We start from the raw sequence: 25958 nt of genomic DNA, 5'->3' as shown, positions 1-25958 counted from the left end.
TCACTGATAGATATCGAAGGCGAAGTAACGACTGGCGATCTTCTGGTAGGTGCCGTTGGCGACGATGGCGTCCAGGGCCGTGTTCAGGCGCTCGCGCAGGGCCTGGTCTTCCTTGCGCACGGCAATCGAGGCGTCTGCCTTGGTGTCGTTGACGTCGCCAAGGATCTTGCAGCAGTCCTTGCCGGCCTTGCCCAGCCATTCGGTCAGCGGGAATTTGTCGGCAATTACCCCATCCAGGCGGCCGGCGGCAAGGTCGGCGTTGGCTTCGTCGAGGGTCGGGTAGAGTTTGACGTCGGCACCGGCCTTGCCATAGACGTCTTCGGCATAGATGGCCTGGGTCGAGGACGCTTGCGCACCGACCGTGTAGCCCTTGAAGTCGGTCTGTGCGTCGGTGATTTCACTGTCCTTGGCCACGGCTACCGACAACGGGGTCTTGTAGTAGTGGTTGGTGAAGGCGATTTTCTTGCGCCGCTCTTCGGTGTTGATCATCGACGCCACCACCGCGTCGTACTTCTTGGCCATCAGCGCCGGAATGATGCCTTCCCAGTCCTGGGCGACCAGGGTGCACTCGACCTTCATCTGCTCGCACAGGGCATGGGTGATGTCGACGTCGAAGCCGTGCAGCTTGTTATCCGAATCGACGTAGTTGAACGGAGGGTAGGCGCCTTCGGTGGCGATCTTGAGGGTTTCGGCCTGGGCCATGGTCGAGCCGGCGAGCAGCAGGGCGCAAGCCCCTGCGAAGCGGATAACAGGTTTCATGACACACCTCGATCTGTTGTTTGCACTCTTGCTATTGTTTGCTCGTTGACGTGTAGCCAACGAATTCGTTGTGTAGAGCTGCAGTTGCTTCCAAGCGTTTTTCAACATCGGGTCCAAGCTTCTTGCAGACCTCGTTGACCATCAGGTGTACCCACGACAGCATCGTCGCGGTGGACTCCCAGAACAGATTGAATTCGGTGGGGATGCGAAACACCTCACTGGCGTTGCCATCAGCCCAGTCACAAAACGTGTCGGTCACCAGGGTGACGGCAATGCCAGCCGCCTGCGCCTTGCGGCACAGGGTCAGGGCATGGCGCGAGTAACGGCGTGCCTCGAACACCACCAGGGCGCAGTCGGCCGGGTCACTGAGCAGCACCTCGCCAAAATGCCCGGCACTGCCGTCGACCACCTGCACGCCGTCGCGCAGGTACTGCAGCAGGTGGACCATGCACTGGGCGATGCCGCGCTCGGTCTGAAAACCTGCGACGAACACCTTGCGCCGCTGCGCCAGGCGCTGGCTGACCACCTGCCAGGCCGGGGTACGGCTGTACTCGTAAACCCGCACCAGCGCACCGACTTCCTGCTCCAGGCTGCGGGCCAGGCCGGCGGCATCCTGGCCGTGCTGCTGGCGAAATTCTTGCAGACGATCACCGACCAGCCAGGGGCCTTCGCCCAGGTCGTCTTTAAGGTCGTGTTTGAGCGCCTTGAGGTGTTCGTAACCCAGTGAGCGGCAGAAGCGCCCGACGCTCGACTCGCTGACGCCGATTTTTGCTGCAAGGCTTGCGGAGGTTTCGAAGGGCAGGTCGGTGAGGTTGGCGAGCATGTGGCTGGCGATCTTGCGCCCGGACGCCGCTGCGTGCTGCAGGCTGTGTTCCAGGCGCTGTTTGATCGGTTGGCTCACAGGGCGATACTCGAAGGCAGTGGCACGTGGAAACAGAAAATGAATGTTTTCTGTCATCAAGTCAATATTTGACAGTTTGCTGTCACAAGAGGAAAGTCAAGCCATTGCCCATCGCTGTCGCCCATTCCAATTCCAATAAGGGAGCTTCAGATGTCCGCACGTCCCGACACTGCTGTCGCGCAGATTGCCTTTGCCGACTTGCAGGCCTTGTTGCAGCGCATTTTTCTCCGTCATGGTTGCAGCCAGGCGGTGGCCCAGGCCCTGGCGTTCAACTGCGCCAGCGCCCAACGCGATGGCGCCCACAGCCACGGCGTGTTCCGTATTCCCGGCTATGTTTCGACCCTGGCCAGCGGCTGGGTCAACGGCCAGGCCGTGCCTGAAGTGACCGACGTTGCCAGTGGCTATGTGCGCGTCGATGCCGGTGGCGGTTTTGCCCAACCGGCCCTGGCGGCGGCCCGCAGCTTGCTGGTAGAAAAGGCCCGCAGCGCCGGGATTGCCGTGCTGGCGATTCACAACTCGCACCACTTCGCCGCCTTGTGGCCGGACGTCGAGCCCTTCGCCGATGAAGGCCTGGTGGCCCTGAGCGTGGTCAACAGCATGACCTGCGTGGTACCCCACGGTGCCCATCAACCCTTGTTCGGTACCAACCCTATCGCCTTCGCCGCGCCGTGCGCCGGCAGCGACCCGATCGTCTTCGACATGGCCACCAGCGCCATCGCCCATGGCGATGTGCAGATCGCCGCGCGCAAGGGGGAGCGTTTGCCTGAAGGCATGGGCGTGGACAACAAGGGTGAGCCGACCTGCGATCCGCAGGCGATTCTCGACGGCGGCGCCTTGCTGCCGTTCGGCGGGCACAAGGGCTCGGCGCTGTCGATGATGGTCGAACTGCTGGCCGCGGCGCTGACCGGTGGCCACTTCTCCTTCGAGTTCGACTGGTCGCAGCACCCGGGGGCAAAAACGCCCTGGACCGGGCAGTTGATCATCGTCATCGACCCGAGCAAGGCCCAGGGCAACCGCTTTGCCGAGCGCAGCCGTGAACTGGTGCGGCAGATGCAGGCGGTGGGCTTGCAGCGTATGCCGGGTGATCGGCGTTACCGCGAGCGCGAGCAATCGGCGAAGGTCGGGGTGACCCTCACTGTGGCAGAGCTTGAGCAATTGCAGGCATTGGCCGGGTAGGGCGTGCAATCACTGTGCACCCATGCACTAATCAGTTGCACCCAGGGTAATGTTCCTCGGCCTCCGGTACAGGTATCCTCGACACAGCTTTTAGTCCGAATTGTCCTGACCCAAGGAGCTGTGCGCTGTGTTCAAACATGTCGATGCCTATGCCGGCGATCCGATTCTCTCCCTGATGGAGACCTTCAAGGCCGACCCACGTGCCGCCAAGGTCAACCTGAGTATCGGCCTGTATTACGATGCCGCAGGCGTTGTGCCACAGCTGGATGCGGTGCGCGAAGCCGAGCAGCGCTTTGCCGCCCAGCCTCACGAAGCCTCGATGTACTTGCCGATGGAAGGCCTGAACAGCTACCGCCAGGCGATCCAGGCACTGTTGTTCGGTGCAGGCCACCCAGCGGTTGAAAACGGCCGCGTGGCCACCGTGCAGACGGTGGGTGGCTCTGGCGCGCTGAAGGTCGGCGCCGACTTCCTCAAGCGTTACTTCCCCCAATCGCAAGTCTGGGTCAGCGATCCGACCTGGGATAACCACCGGGCGATCTTCGAAGGCGCAGGTTTTACGGTCAACACCTACCCGTACTTCGACCAGGCCACCCGCGGCCTGGACTTCGACGCCATGCTCGCCACCTTGCAGGGCCTGGCACCCAACAGCATCGTCCTGCTGCACCCGTGCTGCCACAACCCGACCGGGGTCGACCTGAGCCAGCAGCAATGGCAACAGGTGATCGAAGTGCTCAAGGCGCGCCAGTTGATCCCGTTCCTCGACATCGCCTACCAGGGCTTTGGCGAAGGCCTGGCGGACGACGCCTACGCCATTCGCGAAGTGGCCCGTGCCGGCGTGCCGTGCCTGGTGAGCAACTCGTTCTCGAAGATCTTCTCGCTGTATGGCGAGCGGGTCGGTGGCCTGTCGGTGGTCTGTGACGACGCCGACAGCGCGCAAAGCGTGCTCGGCCAGCTCAAGGCCACCGTGCGCCGCAACTACTCCAGCCCGCCAAATTTCGGTGCCCAACTGGTGGCGGCGGTGCTCGGCGATGTGCAACTGAACGCCCAGTGGCAAGTGGAAGTCGAGAAGATGCGCCTGCGCATCCTCGACATGCGCCAGGCCCTGGTCGATACCCTGGGCGAGCTGCTGCCGGGCCAGGACTTCCAGTTCTTCCTGCGCCAGCGCGGCATGTTCAGCTACACCGGCTTCAGCGTCGAGCAGGTGCGCCGGCTGCGTGACGAGTTCGGTGTGTACCTGATCGACAGTGGCCGGGTGTGCATGGCGGGCCTGCGTCCGGACAACCTGCAGCAGGTGGCCAAGGCGTTCGCTGCGGTTCAATAAGCAACATCTATCGCGGGGCAAGCTCGCTCTATGGGAGCGGGCTTGCCCCGCGATGCTTTTAGCCCAAGGTGCAACCACTCCTCGGCCAGGGCTTTGCAAGTGCAACCAAACGGCGCACAATCGCGCCCCTCTTTGTGTGGCTAAGAGGGGCGAAGCGTCTGTTTCGCCACTCTCAGCTCTGTTGCAGTCTTGCGAGTGGAGTTGCACCCGGATGAATGAGCAGGCCCCAAGCGTTGAACAACGCTTCGAATCGACCCCCGCCGCCCTCGGCAGCTGGGCCCGTCAGGACACGACCTGGATGCTGGGTCTGTTTGGCACGGCAATTGGTGCGGGGACCCTGTTCCTGCCGATCAACGCCGGTCTCGGCGGCTTCTGGCCGCTGCTGATCCTGGCGCTGCTGGCCTTCCCGATGACCTTCTACGCACACCGCGGCCTGACCCGCTTCGTGCTTTCCGGGCGCGATGGCGCCGATATCACCGAGGTGGTCGAAGAGCATTTCGGTATCAGTGCCGGTGCGCTGATCACCCTGCTGTACTTCTTCGCCATCTTCCCGATCCTGCTGATCTACAGCGTGGCCCTGACCAACACCGTCGGCAGCTTCATGGAGCACCAGTTGCACATCGAGCCACCACCGCGCGCGGTGTTGTCGTTCGTGCTGATCCTTGGCCTTTTGGCTATCGTGCGCTGCGGCGAACAGGCCACGGTCAAGGTCATGAGCTGGCTGGTCTATCCGTTCATCGTCGCCCTGGCGTTCCTCGCGGTGTTCCTGATCCCGCACTGGAGCGGTGGCATCCTCACCACCGCGACCCAGATGCCCTCGGGCTCGGCGTTCCTGCACACCTTGTGGCTGGCGATCCCGGTGATGGTCTTCTCGTTCAACCATTCGCCGATCATCTCGGCCTTTGCCGTTGACCAGAAACGCCGCTATGGCGTGCACGCCGATGAGCGCAGCGGGCAGATCCTGTGCCGCGCCCACCTGCTGATGGTGGCCATGGTGATGTTCTTCGTGTTCAGCTGCGTATTGACCCTGACCCCTGCGCAACTGGCCGAAGCCAAGGCGCAGAACCTGTCGATCCTGTCGTACCTGGCCAACCACTTCAGCAACCCGACCATCGCCTTTGCCGCGCCGCTGATCGCCTTCATCGCCATCGCCAAGTCGTTCCTGGGCCACTACATCGGTGCCAGCGAAGGCCTCAAGGGCCTGATCGTCAAGACCGGCAAGCGCCCGGGCGCCAAGGCCCTGGACCGCATGACCGCAGCCTTCATGCTGATCATTTGCTGGATCGTCGCCACCCTCAACCCGAGCATCCTCGGCATGATCGAGACCCTCGGCGGCCCGGTGATCGCTGCGATCCTGTTCCTGATGCCGATGTACGCCATCCGCAAGGTGCCGGCCATGAGCAAGTACCGCGGGCAGATGTCCAACGTCTTCGTCGTCGCCGTGGGCCTGGTGGCCATCTCGGCGCTGGTTTACTCGCTGCTGAGCTGAACCGCTTGATTCGGGAGCCGGCAATCGGCTCCCGAACAACTAAAGATTGTCCACAAAAGTTGTCTGGCAATTCAACAATTTAACACTGGCCCATAGGTAGACGGGCACTTTCATGGTTAACTCTGGTCCTTTACTTAACCCCCGCATAAGGACTTCGTTCATGGCTCAAGTGACTCTTAAAGGCAACCCGGTTCAGGTCAAAGGCGAACTGCCGAAAGTGGGCGCCCAGGCACCTGCATTTTCCCTGGTTGGTGCAGGCCTGGCCGACGTGACCCTGGCCTCCCTGGCCGGCAAGCGCAAAGTGCTGAACATCTTCCCAAGCGTCGACACCCCGACCTGCGCAACTTCCGTACGCAAGTTCAACGCCCAGGCCAATGATGTCGCCAACACTGTTGTGCTGTGCATCTCCGCCGACCTGCCATTCGCGCAAGCGCGTTTCTGCGGTGCTGAAGGCCTGGAAAACGTGCAGAACCTGTCGACCCTGCGTGGCCGTGAGTTCATCGAGAACTACGGCGTTGCCATCGCCGACGGTCCGCTGGCCGGTCTGACTGCCCGCGCCGTGGTGGTGCTGGATGAAAACGACAAGGTGCTGCACAGCGAGCTGGTTGGCGAAATCGCCGACGAGCCGAACTATGACGCTGCTCTGGCAGTGTTGAAATGATCTGATCGCGGGGCAAGCCCGCTCCCACATGCCCTGCGAAATTGCTAAGAGTTGTTGCGGCCTGGACATAGTTCAGGCCGTTTTTATTTATAGTTCATTACTTTAGCAACGTAAGCTCAAGGTAAAGTGCCGGTAAAGGCGCTTTGCTTATCCTTCATCAGTGCTTATCGTTCAGCCTCCTCAAAAGAATTCTTTCCCGCACAATGGTCGATCAACCCATGCTTTCTCGTTCCCGTTCCCCTCGTCGCTGGCTTGTCGGCCTGCTGATCCTGCTGCTGGCCGCGGCCCTGTGCTGGTGGCTGTGGCCGTCGTCGGCCGCGCCCAAGACCGGCGCAGCAGGCAAGGGCGGACGGCCGGGCTTTGGCGCCTTCGCCGGGCCCGTGCCGGTACGGGTCGAGCCTGCCATCGTGGGGGATTTTCCGGTCTACCTGAAAGCCCTCGGCACCGTTACCGCCACCAACACGGTCAACGTGCGCAGCCGGGTGGGCGGCGAGCTGGTCAAGGTCAACTTCCATGAAGGGCAGAAGGTCAAGGCCGGCGACCTGTTGGCCGAGATCGACCCGCGCAGCTACCAGATCGCCCTGCAGCAGGCCGAAGGCACCCTGGCGCAGAACCAGGCGCAACTCAAGAACGCCCAGCTCGACCTGCAGCGCTACAAAGGCCTGTACGCCGAAGACAGTATCGCCAAGCAGACCCTCGACACCCAGCAGGCGCTGGTCGGCCAGTACCAGGGCACGATCAAGACCAACCAGGCGGCGGTCGGTGACGCCAAGCTCAACCTCGACTTTACCCGCATCCGCGCGCCTATCAGCGGCCGCCTGGGCCTGCGCCAGCTCGACCTTGGCAACCTGGTGGCGGCCAACGACACCACCGCGCTGGTGGTCATCACCCAGACCCAGCCGATCACTGTGGCCTTCACCTTGCCCGAATCGGAGCTCAACACCGTGCTGGCCCGCTACCGCAGCGGTGCCCAGTTGCCCGTCGAGGCCTGGGACCGCAGCGACATCAAGCAACAGGCGCTCGGCGTGCTGCGCAGCCTCGACAACCAGATCGACACCACCACCGGCACCCTGAAGTTCAAGGCTTTCTTCGAAAACCAGGACGAGGCACTGTTCCCCAACCAGTTCGTCAACGTGCGGCTGCTGGCCGACACCTTGAAGGACGTGGTGCTGGCGCCTTCGGCGGCGATCCAGTTCGGCACCGACGGCTCGTTCGTCTATGTCATGGAAGGCGACAACAAGGTGCGTATCCGCAAGCTCAAGCTGGGTGCCAGTGATGGCGACCTCACCGTGGTCAGCGAAGGCCTGGCCAAGGGCGAGCGGGTGGTGCTCGAAGGCACCGACCGCCTGCGCGATGGCAGTGACGTCGAGGTGGTCAACGACAGCGCCGAAGTACCGGTCACCCCAGGCCAGCACCTGCAGGGCCAGGACAAGAAGGAAGCCTCGGCCGTTAATGGCGCACAGGGCAAGGCCGGCGCATGAACCTCTCGCGGCTGTTCATCCTGCGCCCGGTGGCGACCACCCTGAGCATGCTGGCCATCGTCCTGGCCGGCCTGATCGCCTACAAGATGCTGCCGGTGGCGGCCTTGCCCCAGGTCGATTACCCGACCATCCGGGTCATGACCCTGTACCCTGGCGCCAGCCCCCAGGTGATGACCAGTGCGGTCACCGCGCCCCTTGAGCGTCAGTTCGGGCAGATGCCCGGGCTGACCCAGATGGCCTCGACCAGCTCCGGCGGCGCCTCGGTGCTGACCCTGCGCTTTAGCCTGGACATGAACATGGACGTTGCCGAGCAACAGGTGCAGGCGGCGATCAACGCTGCCAGCAATCTGCTGCCCAGCGACCTGCCGGCACCGCCGGTGTACAACAAGGTCAACCCGGCCGACACCCCGGTGCTGACCCTGGCGATTGCCTCGCAAACCATGCCGCTGCCCAAGCTCAACGACCTGGTCGACACCCGGGTGGCGCAAAAAATCGCCCAGATCGGAGGCGTCGGCATGGTCAGCATCGCCGGCGGCCAGCGCCAGGCGGTGCGGATCAAGGTCAACCCCGATGCCCTGGCCTCGGCCGGGCTGAACCTGGCCGACGTGCGCAGCCTGATCGGCGCGTCCAACGTCAACCAGCCCAAAGGCAACTTCGACGGCCCGACCCGGGTCTCGATGCTCGATGCCAACGACCAGCTGCGCTCGCCCGAGGAGTACGCCAACCTCATCCTCGCCTACAACAACGGCGCGCCGCTGCGCCTCAAGGACGTCGCCGAGATCGTCGACGGCGCCGAGAACGAGCGCCTGGCGGCCTGGGCCAACCAGAATCAGGCGGTGCTGCTGAACATCCAGCGCCAACCCGGGGCCAACGTCATCGAGGTGGTCGACCGGATCAAGGCCATGTTGCCGTCGATCACCGACAACCTGCCGGCGGGCCTGGACGTCACGGTACTCACCGACCGCACCCAGACCATCCGCGCCTCGGTCAAGGACGTCCAGCACGAGCTGCTGATCGCCATTGCCCTGGTGGTGATGGTCACCTTCGTGTTCCTGCGCCGGGTCAGCGCCACGATCATTCCGTCGGTGGCGGTGCCGCTGTCGCTGATCGGCACCTTTGCGGTGATGCACCTGGCGGGCTTTTCGATCAACAACCTGACGCTGATGGCGCTGACCATCGCCACCGGCTTTGTGGTCGACGATGCCATCGTCATGCTGGAGAACATCTCGCGGCATATCGAGGAGGGCGAAACGCCGATGCAGGCAGCGCTCAAGGGCGCCCGGCAAATCGGTTTCACCCTGATCTCGCTGACCTTCTCGCTGATCGCGGTGCTGATCCCGCTGCTGTTCATGGCCGATGTGGTTGGCCGGCTGTTCCGCGAGTTCGCCATCACCCTGGCGGTGGCGATCCTGATTTCCCTGGTGGTGTCGCTGACCCTGACGCCAATGATGTGCGCGCGCTTGCTCAAGCGCGAGCCCAAGGAGCACGAGCAGGGCCGTTTCTACCGGGCCAGCGGCGCCTGGATCGACTGGATGATCGACTATTACGGCCGTGGCCTGCAGTGGGTGCTCCGGCACCAGCCGTTGACCCTGCTGGTGGCCGTGGCCACCCTGGGCCTGACCGTGCTGCTGTACCTGGTGGTGCCCAAGGGCTTCTTCCCGGTGCAGGACACCGGGGTGATCCAGGGCATCTCCGAGGCACCGCAGTCGGTGTCGTTCAGCGCCATGAGCCAGCGCCAGCAACAGCTCAGCGCGGTGATTCTCAAGGACCCGGCGGTGCAGAGCCTGTCGTCCTATATCGGCGTGGATGGCGACAACGCCACACTCAACAGCGGCCGCCTGCTGATTAACCTCAAGCCCCATGGCGAGCGCGACCTGACCGCCGCCCAGGTGATTGCCCGGTTGCAGCCGGAGGTCGACAAGCTGCTTGGCATTCGCCTGTTCATGCAGCCGGTGCAGGATTTGAGCATCGAAGACCGGGTCAGCCGGACCCAGTACCAGTTCAGCCTGTCATCGCCCGATGCCGAGCTGCTGGCACAGTGGAGCGGCAAGCTGGTCGATGCCCTGCAGCAGCGCCCGGAGCTGACCGATGTCGCCAGCGACCTGCAGGACAAGGGCCTGCAGGTGTACCTGGTGATCGACCGCGATGCAGCCAGCCGCCTGGGCATCAACGTCGCCGACATCACCAACGCCCTGTATGACGCCTTCGGCCAGCGGCAGATCTCGACTATCTACACCCAGGCCAGCCAGTACCGCGTGGTGCTGCAGGCCGAGGCGGCGTCGAGCATCGGCCCGCAGGTGCTGGAGCAGATTCACGTCAAGGCCAGCGACGGCGGCCAGGTGCGCCTGTCGAGCCTGGCACGCATCGAGCAGCGCCAGGCGCAACTGGCGATTGCCCATATCGGCCAGTTCCCGGCGGTGATGATGTCGTTCAACCTCGGTGACGGCGTCGCCCTGGGCGAGGCGGTCAAGGTCATCGAGCAGGTACAGCAGGACATCGGCATGCCGGTGGGCGTGCAAACCCGCTTCCAGGGCGCGGCCGAAGCCTTCCAGGCCTCGCTGTCGAGCACCTTGCTGCTGATCCTGGCGGCAGTGGTGACCATGTACATCGTGCTTGGCGTGCTCTACGAGAGCTATATCCACCCGGTGACCATCCTCTCGACCTTGCCGTCGGCAGCGGTCGGGGCCCTGCTGGCGCTGATCCTCTCCGGTAACGACTTGGGCATGATCGGCATCATCGGCATCATCCTGCTGATCGGCATCGTCAAGAAGAACGCGATCATGATGATCGACTTCGCCCTGGAGGCCGAACGCAACCAGGGCATGGCCCCAGAGGCGGCGATCTACCAGGCGGCGCTGCTGCGTTTTCGGCCGATCCTGATGACCACCCTGGCCGCCTTGTTCGGCGCCATCCCGTTGATGCTCGCCACCGGCTCCGGCGCCGAGTTGCGCCAGCCCCTGGGCCTGGTGATGGTCGGTGGGCTGCTGGTCAGCCAGGTACTGACGCTGTTCACCACACCGGTCATCTACCTGTACTTCGATCGCCTGGCGCGGCGCTGGCGCCGTGAGCCTGATGCCGTGGTGCAGGCCAAGCCATGAACCTGTCCGCACCGTTCATCCGCCGCCCGGTGGCGACCATGCTGTTGAGCCTGGCGATCATGCTGCTCGGTGGCGTCAGCTTCGGCCTGTTGCCGGTGGCACCGTTGCCGCAGATCGAGTTCCCGGTGATCGTGGTCCAGGCCAACCTGCCGGGTGCCAGCCCCGAGGTCATGGCGGCGACCGTGGCCACGCCGCTGGAGCGCTCGATGGGGGCGATCTCCGGGGTCACCACCCTGACCAGCAGCTCAAGCCAGGGTTCGACCCGGGTGATCCTGGCGTTCGACCAGGGACGCGACATCGATGCGGCCGCGCGCGAGGTACAGGCGGCGATCAACGCCTCGCGCAACCTGCTGCCCAGTGGCATGCGCAGCATGCCGACCTACAAGAAGTTCAACCCGTCCCAGGCGCCGATCATGGTCCTGGCGCTGACCTCCAGCGTGTTGCAGAAGGGCCAGCTGTACGACCTGGCCTCGACCATCCTGTCCCAGAGCCTGTCCCAGGTGCCAGGGGTAGGGGAGGTGCAGATCGGCGGCAGTTCGCTGCCGGCGGTGCGCGTCGAGCTCGAGCCGCAGTTGCTCAACCAGTATGGCGTGGCCCTGGATGACGTGCGCCAGACCATCGCCAACGCCAACCAGCGTCGACCCAAGGGCTTTATCGAAGACGGCCAGCGCAACTGGCAGGTGCAGGCCAACGATCAGTTGGAGAAAGCCAAGGACTACGAGCCGCTGGTGATTCGCTACCAGGACGGCGCGGTGCTGCGTCTGAGCCATGTGGCCAAGGTCAGCGACGCGGTGGAGAACCGCTACAACAGCGGTTTCTTCAACGACCAGGACGCGGTGTTGCTGGTAATCAACCGCCAGACCGGCGCCAACATTATCGAGACCGTGAACAAGATCAAGGAGCAGTTGCCGGCCCTGGAGTCGCTGATGCCTGCCAGCGTCAAACTGGACGTGGCCATGGACCGCTCGCCAGTGATCAAGGCGACCCTCGCGGAAGCCGAGCATACCCTGATCATCGCCGTGGTCCTGGTGATCCTGGTGGTATTTCTGTTTCTCGGCAACCTGCGAGCCTCGTTGATCCCGACCCTGGCGGTACCGGTGTCCCTGGTGGGCACCTTCGCCGCCATGTACCTGTGCGGCTTTTCGCTGAACAACCTGTCGCTGATGGCGCTGATTCTTGCCACGGGCCTGGTGGTCGATGACGCCATCGTGGTGCTGGAGAACATCTCCCGGCATATCGACGACGGCGTGCCGCCGATGCGCGCCGCCTACATGGGCTCCAAGGAAGTCGGCTTCACCTTGCTGTCGATGAACCTGTCGCTGGTGGTGGTGTTCGTCTCGATCCTGTTCATGGGCGGTATTGTCGGCTCGCTGTTCCGCGAGTTCTCCATCACCCTGGCGGTGGCGATCCTGGTGTCCTTGCTGGTGTCCCTGACCCTCACGCCGATGCTCTGCGCGCGCTGGCTCAAGGCCCAGCCAGAGGGTGAACAGACCCGCCTGCAGCGCTGGAGCGAGCAGCTCAACCAGCGCATGATGGCCGGCTACGGGCGCAGCCTGGACTGGGTCCTGCGTCATCGACGGCTGACCGTGCTGAGCCTGCTGGTGACCATCGCGGTCAATATCGCCCTGTACGTGGTGGTGCCCAAGACTTTCCTGCCGCAGCAGGATACCGGCCAACTGATGGGCTTTGTCCGCGGCGACGACGGCCTGTCGTTCCAGGTCATGCAGCCGAAGATGGAAATCTACCGCCGCGCCTTGCTGGCTGACCCGGCGGTGGAGAGCGTCGCCGGTTTCATCGGTGGCAACAGCGGCACCAACAACGCCATGGTGCTGGTGCGCCTCAAGCCGATCAGCGAGCGCAAGGTCTCGGCGCAGAAGATCATCGAGCGCCTGCGCAAAGAGATGCCCAAGGTACCGGGTGGCCGACTGTTCCTGATGGCCGACCAGGACCTGCAGTTCGGCGGCGGCCGCGACCAGAGCACCTCGCAGTTCCTCTACACCCTGCAAAGCAGCGAGTTGTCGGCCCTGCGTGAGTGGTACCCGAAAGTGGTCGCAGCGTTCAAGGCATTGCCGGAGCTGACCGCCATCGACGCCCGCGAAGGCGGCGGCACCCAGCAGATCACCCTGGTGGTCGACCGCGAGCAGGCCAAGCGCCTGGGCATCGACATGAGCATGGTCACCTCGGTGCTCAACAACGCCTATAGCCAGCGGCAGATCTCGACCATCTACGACAGCCTCAACCAGTACCAGGTGGTGATGGAGATCAACCCCAAGTACGCCCAGGACCCGCGCACCCTGGAGCAAGTCCAGGTAATCACCGCCGAGGGCGCCCGGGTACCGCTGGCGACCTTCGCCCACTACGAGAACAGCCTGGCCGACGACCGCGTCAGCCACGAAGGCCAGTTCGCCTCCGAGAGCATCAACTTCGACATCGCCGAAGGCTACAGCCAGGATCAGGCCATGGCCGCGGTGGAGCGGGCAGTGGCCAAGGTCGGCTTGCCCGAGGATGTGATCGCCAAGATCGGCGGCACCGGTGATGCCTTCGCCGAAAGCCAGAAGGGCCAGCCATTCATGATCCTTGGCGCCTTGCTGGCGGTGTACCTGGTGCTGGGCATCCTTTATGAAAGCTACATTCACCCACTGACCATCCTCTCGACCCTGCCATCGGCCGGGGTAGGGGCCTTGCTCACCTTGTACGTGGTCGGCAGCGAGTTCAGCCTGATCTCCCTGCTGGGCCTGTTCCTGCTGATCGGCGTGGTGAAGAAGAACGCGATCATGATGATCGACCTGGCCCTGCAACTGGAGCGCCACGATCAGTTGAGCCCGGAGGAGTCGATCCGCCGTGCCTGCCTGTTGCGCCTGCGGCCGATCCTGATGACTACTCTGGCGGCCATCCTCGGCGCCTTGCCGCTGCTGCTCAGCCACGCCGAAGGCGCCGAGATGCGCCAGCCCCTGGGCCTGACCATCATCGGCGGGCTGGTCTTCAGCCAGATCCTCACGCTCTACACCACCCCGGTGGTCTACCTCTATCTGGACCGCTTGCGCCATCGCTTCAACCGCTGGCGCGGCGTGCGTACCGACGCTGCTTTGGAAACCCCGCTATGACCCGACGTCCGCTTCTTTCCGACCGTTCGCTGCAGCCGCTGCTGGCTGCCCGTGGCTCGCGCCTGCTGGCCTCGGCCCTGTGTCTGGCGATGCTCAGCGCCTGTACCCTGAGCCCGGACTACCAACGGCCGCAAACCCCGGCGCCGGTGGCGTTCAAGCACGCCGAAGGCTGGACCCAGGCCAACCCCTCGGACGCCATCGCCCGCGGCGCCTGGTGGGAGTTGTACGGCGACGCCCAGCTCAATGGCCTGGTCGAGCAGCTCAATGCCGGCAACCAGACCGTTGCTCAATATGAAGCTCAGTACCGCCAGTCCCAGGCCCTGGTGCGCAGTGCCCGTGGCGCACTGTTCCCAAGCCTCGACCTGTCGGCCGGCAAGACCCGCTCAAGCCAGGGCACCGGCAGCTCCAGTTCGAGCCTGAGCAACAACAGCAGCGGCATCCGCAATACCTACAACACCCAGTTGGGGGTGAGCTGGGAGGCCGACCTGTGGGGCAAGCTGCGCGACGGCCTGGCCGCCAACCAGGCCAGCGCCCAGGCCAGCCTCGCCGACATGGCAGCGATCCGCCTGAGCCTGCAGTCGGAACTGGTGCAGAACTACCTGCAACTGCGGGTGATCGACGAACAGAAACGCCTGCTGGAGGCCACCGTCGAGGCTTATGAACGTTCGCTGAAAATGACCGAAAACCAGTACCGTGCCGGGGTGTCCGGCAAGGACGCGGTGGCCCAGGCGCAGACCCAGCTCAAAAGCACCCAGGCCGATCTGATCGACCTGGTGTGGCAGCGCGCGCAACTGGAAAACGCCATCGCCGTCCTGCTGGGCAAGGCCCCGGCCGAATTCGCCCTGGCCGACAGCCAGGCCATCCCGGCACTGCCGCAGGTGCCGCTGGCCTTGCCCTCGCAACTGCTCGAGCGCCGCCCGGACATCGCCAAGGCCGAACGCAACGTGATGTCGGCCAACGCCAGCATCGGCGTGGCCCGCGCCGCCTACTTTCCCGACCTGACCCTGAGCATGAGCGGCGGCTACAGCAGTAGCAGTTTCAGCGACTGGATCAGCCTGCCGAACCGCTTCTGGTCGGTTGGCCCGCAACTGGCCATGACCCTGTTCGACGGCGGCCAGCGCGCCGCCGAAATCGACCGCAGCGAAGCGGTCTATGACCAGACCGTGGCCCAGTACCGGCAGACCGTGCTCGACGGCTTCAAGGAAGTGGAAAACTACCTGGTGCAGCTCAAGGTCTACCAGGACGAAGCCCAGGTGCGCAGCGAGGCCCTGGCTGCGGCCCGCGAATCCCTGCGCCTGACCAACAACCAGTACAAGGCCGGGCTGATCGCCTACCTGGACGTGGTCAACGTGCAGACCACTGCGCTTAGCAACGAGCGCAGCGTGCTCAACCTGATGCAGGGGCGACTGGTGGCCAGCGTGCAGTTGATCGCGGCGTTGGGGGGCGGGTGGGATGCGCAGGCGGCGTTTGCTGAGCAGAAATAGAAATATAAAATCCTTATAAAACAGATATTTATGATTCTTTATTGATGTTTTTTAGCATAAATAGAAGCTGTTGATGCAGCCTGCATTGGTTTCTATCGAAGAACATTAATATATGCTCATAACATATTGTTTTTTAACGATTAATTTTAGTAGAAATGGCTTTAAGCGGTAGTGGTCCGGCATCGCCACCTGCCACCGAAACTCCGTGCGTTTCGCCAAAGGTTGAGTACAATCATCGGCTTTTCCCGGGCCTTGCCAGTGCCCGGCCTACGGGTTGTGGAAGGCCTCATGCTGATCGGTAGTTACTCGTCTTCGCTGGTATTGATTTCGCTGTGCGTGGCCATCCTTGCTTCCTATACCGCCCTTGACCTGACCGGCCGGATCACCACCGCCACGGGCCGTGCGGTGTACCTGTGGATCGGCGGCGGGGCCATGGCCATGGGCACCGGGATCTGGTCGATGCACTTTATCGGCATGCTCGCCCTGAACCTGCCGATCGAACTGGGCTATGACATCACCCTGACCTTGCTGTCGCTGCTGATCGCCGGGCTGTCGTCGGGCTTTGCCCTGTGGCTGGTCAGCCAGCCGACCTTGCCCTGGCTGCAATTGGGCTTTGGCGCGCTGATCATGGGTACCGGCATCAGCAGCATGCACTACACCGGCATGGCCGCGCTGCGCATGGCGCCGGGCATCGACTACGACCCGACACTGTTCAGTGCCTCATTGGTGATTGCCGTGGGGGCGTCGGCAGCGGCCTTGTGGATCGCCTTTCGCTTGCGCCAGCAAACCCTGTATGTACGCCAGATCCGTGGCGGCGCGGCAATCATCATGGGCCTGGCGATTGTCGGCATGCACTACACCGGCATGGCGGCAGCGAATTTCCCCGAAGGCAGCTACTGCGGCGCCTTGGGCAGCGGCCTGAGTGGCAACGGCCTGGACTACCTGGTGTTGATCACCACCCTGGCAGTACTGGCCGCCGCCTTGCTGACTTCGGTGCTGGATGCTCGCCTGGAGGCGCGTACCGCCGAACTTGCCCGTTCGTTGACCCTGGCCAACCAGGAGCTTACCCAGCTGGCCCTGCATGACACCCTCACCAGCTTGCCGAACCGTACGCTGCTGGCCGACCGCATCGACCAGGCGATCAACAAGGTGGCGGAGCAGGGCGGATGCTTTGCCTTGATGTTCATTGACCTGGACGGCTTCAAACCGGTCAACGATGCCTTCGGCCACCACACCGGCGACCTGCTGCTCAAGGAAGTCGCCCTGCGTCTGCGCGGCCATCTGCACAGCCAGGACACCCTGGCGCGGATCGGCGGCGATGAGTTCGTGCTGCTGGTCGAGTTGCAGGAGGCCGATGACGCTGTGGGCGTGGCGGCCAAGCAGGTCAACCTGATTTCGCGCAGCTTTCGTGTTGCCGAGCAAAACCTGCAGATTTCGGCCAGTATCGGCATCGTCCTGTACCCGGGCAATGGCATCGACCAGCAAGAGCTGCTGCGCAACGCCGATGCCGCCATGTACCACGCCAAGAGCGCCGGCAAGAACGGCTACAGCTTTTTCGACGTGTCGATGAACAGCAACGCGCGCTTGCAGTTGCAACTGCTGCAAGATTTGCGCATAGCACTGGAGCAGGGTCAGTTCCGCCTGTACTACCAGCCCAAGTTCGATGCCCACGACTGCCAGCCGATAGGCGCCGAGGCGCTGTTGCGCTGGGAACACCCGCAGCATGGCCTGCTGCTGCCGGACCGCTTCATCGTCCAGGCGGAAAAGACCGGGCTGATCATCCCCATCGGTGAGTGGGTGCTGGATGAAGCGTGCCGGCAGATGCGCCTGTGGATCGACCAGGGCCATAGCAACTGGCGCATCGCCGTGAACCTTTCGGCCATCCAGTTCTGCCACACCGGGCTGGTCGAGAGTGTGGCCAGGGTGTTGGCCCGGCACCGCTTGCCGGCCAACAGCCTGACCCTGGAAATCACCGAGACCACCGCCATGCGCGACGCCGACGCCAGCCTGCAGGTGCTGCAGCAGCTCTCGGACATGGGCGTGGACCTGTCCATCGATGACTTCGGTACCGGTTACTCGAGCCTGATGTACCTCAAGCGCCTGCCGGCCAATGAACTGAAGATCGACCGTGGCTTTGTTCGCGACCTGGAGCAGGACAGCGACGATGCCGCCATCGTCTCGGCCATCGTTGCACTGGGCCAGGCACTGGGGCTGCGGATTGTTGCCGAAGGAGTGGAAACCGATCGCCAGCAGACGTTCCTGACACGCTTGGGATGCGATTCGTTGCAGGGCTACCTGCTCGGTCAGCCGCAGCCGGCCGAGCGCTTCATTGCCGATATCGAACGAGGGCGCAAGGCCCGGGCCGCCAGCTGATCAGCCGACGGCGTGCAGGGTGCAAGACAGCTGGAAGGCATCGAGCTCGGCTTCTACCGCTTCGATGATGCGCTCGACATCGGCCGCCGGCATCACGGTTGCGCAGGGAATGCCAGCGATGGCCAGCAGGGTTTCGCCACTGGCCCGGTCGAACAGGCGCGCGACCATGCTGCGTGGCGCATCCATGCTGGCTTCGAAGCCCAGCGGATGAAAATGCCAGCGCATCATCTGGCAGGCGTTGGGGAACGTCAGCTTGTTCATGCCGGCCTCCTTGTACGGTGAACCTCACGCAAGAGTGGGCGGATCAGGGCGATCCGGACAGAAACCTAAACATAGCAGCACTGGCGCCAGTGTCCGGCGCCGACCATGACGGTTTTTCGATTGTTTGACCCAGGTCACGCCCGGTCGCGGAGCGCGCGAACTACAGCCTGTCTGGAGCAAACGTTTGCCCGCAACATTTACCTGCGTGCAACTTCGGCGTTCTGCTATTTTTACCGACAGTCGGCTGGGATGCTTGCCTGGGAGTTTCGGACCAATGGCACGTCCAGGTTCAGTCAAGGAGACCGTCCATGCGTTATTCCGCGCTTACCCAACGTATCGCCGGTGACGGTGCTGCGGCCTGGAACATCCACTACCGCGCCGTCGAGCTGCAGGCCCAGGGCCGGGATATCATCCTGCTGTCGATTGGCGACCCGGATTTCGATACGCCAGCGCCCATTGTCGACGCCGCCATCGCCAGCCTGCGCGCCGGTCACACCCACTATGCCGACGTACGCGGCAGCGAAGCCTTGCGCCGCGCCATCGCCCGCCACCACACCCGCCACAGCGGCCAGCCGGTCGACCCGCTGGAGGTGGTGGTGCTGGCCGGGGCCCAATGTGCGCTGTATGGCGTGGCCCAGTGCCTGTTCGATCCGGGTGACGAGGTGATCGTCGCCGAGCCGATGTACGTCACTTACGAAGCGGTGTTCGGCGCGTGTGCGACCAGGGTGATCCCCGTCCCTGTGCGCCCGGAGCAGGGTTTTCGGGTCGACCCGGACGACGTCGCCCGGTTGATCACGCCGCGCACCCGCGCTTTGCTGCTCAATAGCCCGCACAACCCCTCTGGCGCCAGCCTGCCCAAAGCGACCTGGCAGCGCCTGGCGCAGTTGTGCATCGACCACGACCTGTGGCTGATCTCCGATGAGGTCTACAGCGAGTTGTTGTACGACGGTGAGCACTTCAGCCCGGCCAGCCTGCCGGGTATGGCCCAACGCAGCGCGACCATCAACAGCCTGTCCAAGTCCCACGCCATGTCCGGCTGGCGGGTGGGCTGGGTGATCGGTCCGCAATTGCTCGCCGAGCACCTGAGCAACCTGGCCCTGTGCATGCTCTATGGTTTGCCCGATTTTATCCAGAACGCCGCCCAGGTAGCCCTGGAGCAGGAGCTGCCACAGGTACGGCAGATGCGCGATACCTACCGCCAGCGCCGCGACCGGGTCTGCGCCAGCCTTGAGGGCTGCCCCGGCATTCGCGTGCACAAGCCCGATGGCGGCATGTTCGTGATGATCGACATCCGCGAGACCGGCATCGGTGCCCAGGCCTTTGCCGAGCGCCTTCTGGAGGAACATGGGGTGTCGGTGCTCGCCGGTGATGCCTTCGGCCCCAGCGCCGCCGGGCACCTGCGCTTTGGCCTGGTGCTCGACAGCGAGCGCCTGGTGCAGGCCTGCCAGCGCATTGCCCGCTGTGCGGTGCAGGTGCTCGAGGGCGTGCCGTCAGTTCAGCAAGCCGGCGGCAATGTTGATGGTAAAGCCCAGAATCGCAGTGTTGAACACAAAGCCTACCAGTGAGTGGGCCAGTACGATGCGGCGCATCTGCCGGCCGGCAACGCCGACGTCCGAGGTTTGCACGGCGACGTTGAGGGTGAAGGAGAAGTACAGAAAGTCCCAGTAATCAGGGTTCAGTTCGCCGTCGGCAAAACGCAGCAACGGCGCTTTGCTGTCGGTGGTGTAGTACAGCCTGGCGTAATGCAGGCTGAAAATCATGCCAATCATCAACCACGAGCCGGCCACGGTGAAGCCGGTATAGAGGTAGTGCAGCAATTGCGGACCACCGCTAAGGTCGCGGCTGGCCGCCAGTTGCAAGGTCACCGCGGCAAGGCTGGCGATCGCCGCAATGCTGACAGTCAACAGTACCAGCCCGGCGTTTTCATCCTCGATGCAGGCGACTTCGCGTACCTTCTCGGGGCTGGCACGCAGGGTCAGCCACAGCACCAGCACCAGGTACAACCAGACACCGACGTTCCAGCCGGTGAGAATCTGCTGAACCAGGCCCTGGGCCGGGATCAGCCAGCCGGCCAGGGCGCCGACTACGGCAGAAAAACTCAAGCGCGGGTGAGTGCGGGTCAGTCGATGGAAAGCCATGGTGCCTCAGGTCAGGGGGTACCTGGGCAACTGTAGCCCATCAAATCGCCAGCAGGGCGCGGAAGTGCTTGCTGACCGGCCTTGGCTTGGGCATCCTGCGCGCCTTGCTCGCTCATGGATGACGCCTTCTTTGTTTGCCCCCTCTTTACGCCTGGCCGCTTGCGCCTTGGGTGCGGCCCTGTCGCTTGGCGGCTGCAGCCATGGCATTGACTCGATGCCGCTGGAATTCAGCTCGTTTACCTACAACAACGGTTCCTACTACCTGCGCTTTCGCAGCGACGAGGAGATTGTCAGCCTGTTCGAACGGCACACCGGCGACGGGCAGATTGGTGAGTGGCTAACGTGCGCCTTGGGTGATGACCAGGATTTCACCGTTGGCCATGCGATGAAGTACAACCTCGCCGGCGGTGTCGATTTCGAAGGTATCTCCGAGATCAAGGGCTACAACTATGTGGTCTGGGCGCGCTTCAACAAAACGCCGAAAAGCCGTAACAACAACGATGATTTGCTCAAGCCGGCCATCCAGCGCCTGTTGGCCGGCAAAAGCACCATCCCCTGCAAGCTGAGCATTACAGCCTTTGCCTACCAGGCCTACTACTCCAAGACCATGCAGGTACCGGTCGCCCAGTTGCTCGCCGAAGTGGCCAGGCATCGCGATCGCTTGCCTGATTGGGCGCCTGTTGAACTGAGCGCAGCGCACCCGGCGCCCTTGCTCGAACCCCTGCGGATGCCGCTGTACAGCAAGCGCATGCAAATCATCGATACAGAAACCGGCGAGCCGCGTGGCCATGTGGCGTATGTCATCAAGCGCCAGGATGGCTACCTGGAACGTGGCGAGACCGATTACTACGGGAACACCCATGAAGTCATGACGCTGACGCCAGAAACCCTGGACCTGTACCTGGACGAAGCGGTGCCATGATATTGCCCTCAATCGATTCCCGGGCCGCTGATGAGGTACTATCGGCGTTCTTGCCGTGGCTAAAAAGACTTGCCAATCAATGACCTGATTGTGATGCAGGTCAGTGGCCACGGTGTTGTCAGGCGTCAGACTGGCCCGTTGCAGGCCCACTGACCACTGTTGTGCCCTACAGGATTTCCGGTTTGTCCGATTCACTGCAAAACCCCTTGTTGCAATACCTCGCCCGTCTGGCGCCTTCGAGCCAGCTGACCATGAAGTACATCCTTCAGGACGCCGCCGACCGCCTGGATTTTGAGGATTGCGACATCGCCGAGGTGCCCTGGCACCAGCTCGAACCCGGGCATGTCACCGCCCTGGTGGCAGCCTTGCGCGCCGATGGCTTTGCCCCCAACACCTCGTCGCTGTATGTCAACGCGGTACGTGGGGTGATGAACGAAGCCTGGCGCCTGGGCCTGGTCAGCCAGGAGCAGTTGCTGAAAATACGCACGGTCAAGCCGATCCAGGGCACGCGCCTGGCGGTCGGGCGCAACCTCAAACGCAGCCTGATCCGCGAGCTGATGGAAGCCTGCGCCGCCGACCCAAGGCCCCAGGGTCTGCGTGATGCAGCGGTGATTGCCTTGCTGTACGGCACCGGCATGCGCAAGTCCGAGTCGGTCAACCTGAGCTTGAGCCAGGTAGATTTCGACGAGCGTAGCCTGCAGGTGCTGGGCAAGGGCAACAAGCAACTGATCAAGTACGCACCGCCCTGGGCTTTCGAGAAACTCAATGCCTGGCTTGCGTTTCGCCGCGAGCAACTGCCTGAAGGGCAGGCGGATGATGAGTTCCTGTTCAACCGCATCCGCCGTGGCAGCCACATCACCCGCGAACGCATCACCAAGCACGCGATCTACTACATCGCCCGCCAGCGCGGCACCCAGGTCGGGGTGAAGATCATGCCCCACGATTTTCGCCGCTCGTTCATTACCCGGGTGATCGAGGAGCATGACCTGTCGATTGCGCAGAAGCTGGCCCACCACAGCAACATCCAGACCACCGCCAATTACGACATGCGCGACGACAACGAACGGCGGCGGGCGGTGGATCGTTACGATTACTGACTGTCTGCATGTTTCTATGCCGGGGGCGGCGGTGGGAGTGGGCCTTGCCGCGCGATTCGTGCGCGCAGCGGTCTATTGCTTGTACTGGCCTCATCGCGGGGCAAGCCCGCTCCCACAAGGGATCTGTGTTGAGGCCTTTCCATGGAGCATAGAATCTCCCACAGGGCTGTCACCCAAAAGCGCTACTCGCGGCCGCGCATGAAGAACCCGGCCACGTACTTGCGGAAGGTGTCCAGACTCTTGAAGTCGGCGTAGCGCTTGAAGGTCTCGCCTTCAGGCTCCGGCCCCAGCGGTTGTTCGGTCAGCGAGACCGACAGCACCCGGTCCTGATCGGAGCTCAGTACCAGCGCATCCATGCCCTGGCCACCCAGCACCGGTCTGCGCATGATCACCTTGACGCCCTTGCTGGCCATCCAGTCGATCAGCGATACGAGCATCTTCAACGGCTCGCGCTCTTCGTCGCGATACACCGGGAACATCTGCCCACGGGACAACACCGGCACGCTGGCAACATGGATCAGTTCGTAGAAGTGACTGCCGGCACTGGCCGGTGAGTAGATCGCCAGGGCCAGCAACGGCCCCGGGGTCTTGCTGCCGCCCCAGAGCAGGTGATGGCCCTGAAAGTCGAAGCCGTCCGCACTGCGCTCGTTGAACACCTTGCGCGCCTTGATCTGGCTGACACAATCGAGCAGCAAGCCATGACGGCGATGGCTGCCAAAGGCACTGGACTCGCGCAGCCGCGCCTTGAGCATCATCATGTGCTTCATGTCCAGGCGGGTTTCCAGGTAGTTGCTGGCCGGTACCCGCTCGATCAGCGGGTAACGGCTGGCGACCCCGCGCAGTTCGGCGAACTGCCCGGTCAGGTCCTTTTTTAGCTGTGTGGCGTATACGTTAAGGCCGCTGGCCTCGATCAGTGTCAGTAGCAGCGACAGCAACCGCTGCTGTTCGCGCTTGTCGCCCGTGCCTGGCGACTCGCTGCTGGTGTCGCTGGCACGCCTGAAGTCGCCAATCAGGCGCAACGGCGCATCGGGCACAAGCCAGGCCGCAGGTGGCGCTTCGTGGTCGCTGTCGCGGTTGCCGCTCTCACGCTCATCCTTGATGAATGCGCAGTCAGGTGCATGCTCGGCGGTGCCGGGGTTGTTCTTGAGGAACAGGGTACCGGTATTGCCATTGAGGTTGACGTTGAGCACTGGCAGGGCCTTGGGCTGGCAATCGCAGGCCAGCCAGTGGCCATTGGCGCGCACTTTCATCAGCAACTGGTTGGCCTGCAGCAGGCGCGGGCCTTCGAGGTTGCCCTGGACAAAGCCGCGCAGCAGTTCGTCTTCGGCAGGGGTGAGCGTGCGCACCAGCGCGGTGTTTTTTTCGATGATTCGCATGGAAATCCTTAGCTACAAGCGGCAAGCCACAAGCTGCAAGCCAGAGCCGTACGTATTGGTACTGACGGTTGCAGCTTGCAGCTTAATGCTTGTTACTGGCCGCCGAACAGCTTGGCGGCGCGGGCGCGGATCTCTTCCACGCTGAGGTCTTCCTTGTGGGTTGAGACGTACCACAGGTTGCCGAACGGGTCTTCGAGGGTGCCGCTACGGTCGCCGTAGAACTGGTCCTTGACTTCGTGGACCTGGGTGGCGCCGGCGGCGATGGCCTGGGCGAACACTTTGTCGGCGTCCTCGACATACAGGTGCAAGCCGATGCCCACACCTTTGCCCGGCTGGTTACCCTTCAGGTTGCCAGACTCTGGGCACGGCTCGGCGAGCATCAGCGAGGAGTCGCCGATTTTCAGCTCGGCATGGCCGACGCGTCCATCAGGGCCGTCGAGGCGGAACATCTCGACCGCACCGAAGGCTTTTTTGTAGAACTCGATGGCCTTGGCGGCTTCCTTGATGCCCAGGTAGGGGGTAATGCTGTGCTGCCCTTCGGGGATTGGTTTGACTGCCATTTTATGGATCCTCCTTTAACGCGCCGCAGGGTGAATAGCGCGAAGCTGTATATTTGTACAGTTTCGGCCGTTGCGCAAATCAAAACCGGCGGCGCTGGACGAGCGGCAGTCAGAAAATGTAATCGGTGGTCAAAAAACTCGACTCGCGGTTGCGGATGATGTCGCTGATCAACTGCTTGTTGCTGTCCTGGAACCTGGTCGCCACCAGGGTGCGGATCGAGAACACCCGCAGCGCATCATGCACCGACAGGGTGCCTTCGGCGGAGTTCTTGCGGCCGTTGAACGGGTAGGTGTCCGGGCCACGCTGGCACTGGGCGTTGAGGTTGATGCGGCCGACCTGGTTGGCGAAGGTGTCGACCAGCCGACCGACCTCGGCTGAATTGTTGCCGAAGATACTCAACTGCTGGCCGAAATCGGAATCGAGCACGTAATCGATCACCGTCTGCAGGTCGCGGTAGGGCACCACCGGCACCAGCGGGCCGAACTGTTCTTCCTGGTACACGCGCATCCGTGCATTCACCGGGTACAGCAGGGCGGGGTAGAAGAACGAACCCCGGCTGGCGCCACCGCCTTCGTTGATGACCCTGGCACCGTGGTCCACGGCATCGGCCACCAGGCCATTGAGGTAGTCGATCTTGCCGGCTTCAGGCAGCGGCGTCAGGGCCACGCCCGGCTCCCAGGGCATGCCTGGCTTGAGCGCGGCCAGCTTGCGCTGGAATTTTTCCAGGAAGCTGTCGACCACGTCTTCATGCACGAACAGGATCTTCAGCGCCGTGCAGCGCTGGCCGTTGAACGACAGGGCGCCGGTCACCGACTCGTTCACCGCGTTGTCGAGGTCGACCTCGGGCAGCACGATCCCCGGGTTCTTCGCGTCCAGGCCCAGGGCCGCACGCAGGCGGTGCGGGCGCGGGTGGAGTTTTTTCAGGTCGCTGGCGGCCTTGTTGGTGCCGATGAAGGCGAACACGTCGATCTTGCCGCTGGCCATCAGCGCACTGACGGTCTCGCGGCCACGGCCATAGATGACGTTGATCACCCCGGCCGGGAAACTGTCGCGGAACGCTTCGAGCAACGGCCGGATCAGCAGCACGCCGAACTTGGCCGGCTTGAACACCACCGTATTGCCCATGATCAGCGCCGGGATCAAGGTGGTGAAGGTTTCGTTGAGCGGGTAGTTGTAGGGGCCCATGCACAGCGCCACGCCCAGTGGCGCGCGGCGGATCTGGCCGAGGGTGTCCTGCTCCAGTTCGAAGCGGCTGGAGCGCCGGTCCAGTTCCTTGAGCGCGCCGATGGTGTCGACGATGTAGTCGCAGGTGCGGTCGAACTCCTTTTCCGAGTCCTTGAGGTTCTTGCCGATCTCCCACATCAGCAGCTTGACCACTGCCTCGCGCTGCGCGCGCATCTTGCCCAGGAAGGTTTCGACATGCTGGATGCGCTCGGCCACGCGCATCGTCGGCCAGGCGCCGCGGCCCTTGTCGTAGGCCTGCACGGCGGCGTCCAGGGCAGTGAGGGCGGTGTCGGCATCCAGCAGCGGGGTGTTGCCCAGGATCACCTGGCGCTCGTCGTCGCCCTCCTTGAGCCACACCGGGCTGCGCACCGTGGCCAGCGGCCCGTCCCAGCGCTGCAACTGGCCGTTGACCAGGTACTCGCGTTGCTCCAGCGGTTCACCCAGGCGGTACGCCTCGGGAATCTCGTTGGCAGTGGGAAACAGCGAATCGAGCAGACGGTCCATGGGCGCAGCACCTCTTTTTCTGTGATGG

General features: G+C 63.3%; 19 protein-coding genes. 12 read left to right on the top strand and 7 right to left on the bottom strand.

Annotated features, from left to right (window positions below; translation table 11 throughout):
• Nucleotides 1-759, bottom strand: coding sequence for a transporter substrate-binding domain-containing protein (locus EXN22_RS15145; protein ID WP_130264825.1), 759 nt, complete (start codon nt 757-759; stop codon nt 1-3).
• Between the two features lie 31 nt (nt 760-790).
• Nucleotides 791-1660: a MurR/RpiR family transcriptional regulator gene (locus tag EXN22_RS15140; RefSeq protein ID WP_130264824.1), complete on the bottom strand. Its 870-nt coding sequence runs from the start codon at nt 1658-1660 to the stop codon at nt 791-793.
• 150 nt (nt 1661-1810) lie between these two features.
• Between EXN22_RS15140 and EXN22_RS15135 the strand changes: the two genes are divergently transcribed.
• The 9 genes from EXN22_RS15135 (at nt 1811) to EXN22_RS15095 (ending at nt 17847) form a co-directional block, all read left to right on the top strand.
• A complete protein-coding gene (locus EXN22_RS15135) occupies nt 1811-2836 on the top strand; it encodes an Ldh family oxidoreductase (protein WP_130264823.1) in 1026 nt (341 codons plus the stop codon).
• A 127-nt stretch (nt 2837-2963) separates the two neighbouring features.
• The gene (locus EXN22_RS15130; RefSeq protein WP_130264822.1) at nt 2964-4157 is read left to right on the top strand and encodes an amino acid aminotransferase; all 1194 of its coding nucleotides are present in this window, start codon (nt 2964-2966) and stop codon (nt 4155-4157) included.
• 211 nt (nt 4158-4368) lie between these two features.
• Complete coding sequence (locus EXN22_RS15125) at nt 4369-5646, top strand: serine/threonine transporter (protein WP_130264821.1); 1278 nt, start codon at nt 4369-4371, stop codon at nt 5644-5646.
• Nucleotides 5647-5806: 160 nt separating this feature from the next.
• The gene (gene tpx, locus EXN22_RS15120; protein WP_130264820.1) at nt 5807-6307 is read left to right on the top strand and encodes a thiol peroxidase; all 501 of its coding nucleotides are present in this window, start codon (nt 5807-5809) and stop codon (nt 6305-6307) included.
• Between the two features lie 203 nt (nt 6308-6510).
• A complete protein-coding gene (locus EXN22_RS15115; protein WP_130264819.1) occupies nt 6511-7788 on the top strand; it encodes an MdtA/MuxA family multidrug efflux RND transporter periplasmic adaptor subunit in 1278 nt (425 codons plus the stop codon).
• Nucleotides 7785-10886: an MdtB/MuxB family multidrug efflux RND transporter permease subunit gene (locus tag EXN22_RS15110; RefSeq protein WP_130264818.1), complete on the top strand. Its 3102-nt coding sequence runs from the start codon at nt 7785-7787 to the stop codon at nt 10884-10886. Before EXN22_RS15115 ends, EXN22_RS15110 begins: the two co-directional genes overlap by 4 nt.
• A complete protein-coding gene (locus EXN22_RS15105) occupies nt 10883-13990 on the top strand; it encodes an efflux RND transporter permease subunit (protein WP_130264817.1) in 3108 nt (1035 codons plus the stop codon). The genes EXN22_RS15110 and EXN22_RS15105 overlap by 4 nt, the downstream gene beginning before the upstream one ends.
• Nucleotides 13987-15474 (top strand): efflux transporter outer membrane subunit, encoded by a 1488-nt coding sequence (locus tag EXN22_RS15100; protein ID WP_130264816.1) that lies wholly within the window; start codon nt 13987-13989, stop codon nt 15472-15474. Before EXN22_RS15105 ends, EXN22_RS15100 begins: the two co-directional genes overlap by 4 nt.
• Before the next feature lie 288 nt (nt 15475-15762).
• A complete protein-coding gene (locus EXN22_RS15095) occupies nt 15763-17847 on the top strand; it encodes a putative bifunctional diguanylate cyclase/phosphodiesterase (RefSeq protein WP_130264815.1) in 2085 nt (694 codons plus the stop codon).
• Here the strand turns inward: EXN22_RS15095 and EXN22_RS15090 are convergent, their stop codons facing one another.
• Nucleotides 17848-18108, bottom strand: a complete 261-nt coding sequence (locus EXN22_RS15090) for a DUF1652 domain-containing protein (protein WP_130264814.1) — start codon at nt 18106-18108, stop codon at nt 17848-17850.
• 308 nt (nt 18109-18416) lie between these two features.
• On the opposite strand from EXN22_RS15090, the gene EXN22_RS15085 reads away from it, so the two are divergent.
• Nucleotides 18417-19673 (top strand): pyridoxal phosphate-dependent aminotransferase, encoded by a 1257-nt coding sequence (locus EXN22_RS15085; protein ID WP_130264813.1) that lies wholly within the window; start codon nt 18417-18419, stop codon nt 19671-19673.
• Here the strand turns inward: EXN22_RS15085 and EXN22_RS15080 are convergent.
• Complete coding sequence (locus EXN22_RS15080) at nt 19599-20246, bottom strand: DUF1345 domain-containing protein (RefSeq protein WP_130264812.1); 648 nt, start codon at nt 20244-20246, stop codon at nt 19599-19601. The genes EXN22_RS15085 and EXN22_RS15080 overlap by 75 nt on opposite strands.
• Nucleotides 20247-20364: 118 nt before the next feature.
• Here EXN22_RS15080 and EXN22_RS15075 point away from each other — a divergent pair, with 118 nt between their 5' ends.
• Entirely contained in the window at nt 20365-21168 is an 804-nt protein-coding gene (locus EXN22_RS15075; RefSeq protein ID WP_130264811.1) for a hypothetical protein, read from the top strand.
• A gap of 182 nt (nt 21169-21350) precedes the next feature.
• Nucleotides 21351-22265: a site-specific integrase gene (locus EXN22_RS15070; RefSeq protein ID WP_130264810.1), complete on the top strand. Its 915-nt coding sequence runs from the start codon at nt 21351-21353 to the stop codon at nt 22263-22265.
• Between the two features lie 182 nt (nt 22266-22447).
• On the opposite strand, the gene EXN22_RS15065 is transcribed toward EXN22_RS15070, so the two are convergent.
• The 3 genes from EXN22_RS15065 to EXN22_RS15055 all read right to left on the bottom strand — a co-directional run bounded on the left by EXN22_RS15065 (nt 22448) and on the right by EXN22_RS15055 (nt 25930).
• Complete coding sequence (locus EXN22_RS15065) at nt 22448-23641, bottom strand: hypothetical protein (protein WP_130264809.1); 1194 nt, start codon at nt 23639-23641, stop codon at nt 22448-22450.
• A 92-nt stretch (nt 23642-23733) separates the two neighbouring features.
• On the bottom strand, nt 23734-24201 hold the full coding sequence (locus EXN22_RS15060; protein ID WP_130264808.1) for a VOC family protein: 468 nt from the start codon (nt 24199-24201) through the stop codon (nt 23734-23736).
• Nucleotides 24202-24310: 109 nt separating this feature from the next.
• The gene (locus EXN22_RS15055) at nt 24311-25930 is read right to left on the bottom strand and encodes an NADP-dependent glyceraldehyde-3-phosphate dehydrogenase (RefSeq protein WP_130264807.1); all 1620 of its coding nucleotides are present in this window, start codon (nt 25928-25930) and stop codon (nt 24311-24313) included.
• Nucleotides 25931-25958 lie beyond the last annotated feature (28 nt).

Source organism: Pseudomonas tructae, from assembly GCF_004214895.1.
Classification (GTDB): domain Bacteria; phylum Pseudomonadota; class Gammaproteobacteria; order Pseudomonadales; family Pseudomonadaceae; genus Aquipseudomonas; species Aquipseudomonas tructae.
This window is presented reverse-complemented; position numbering and strand designations above follow the sequence as displayed.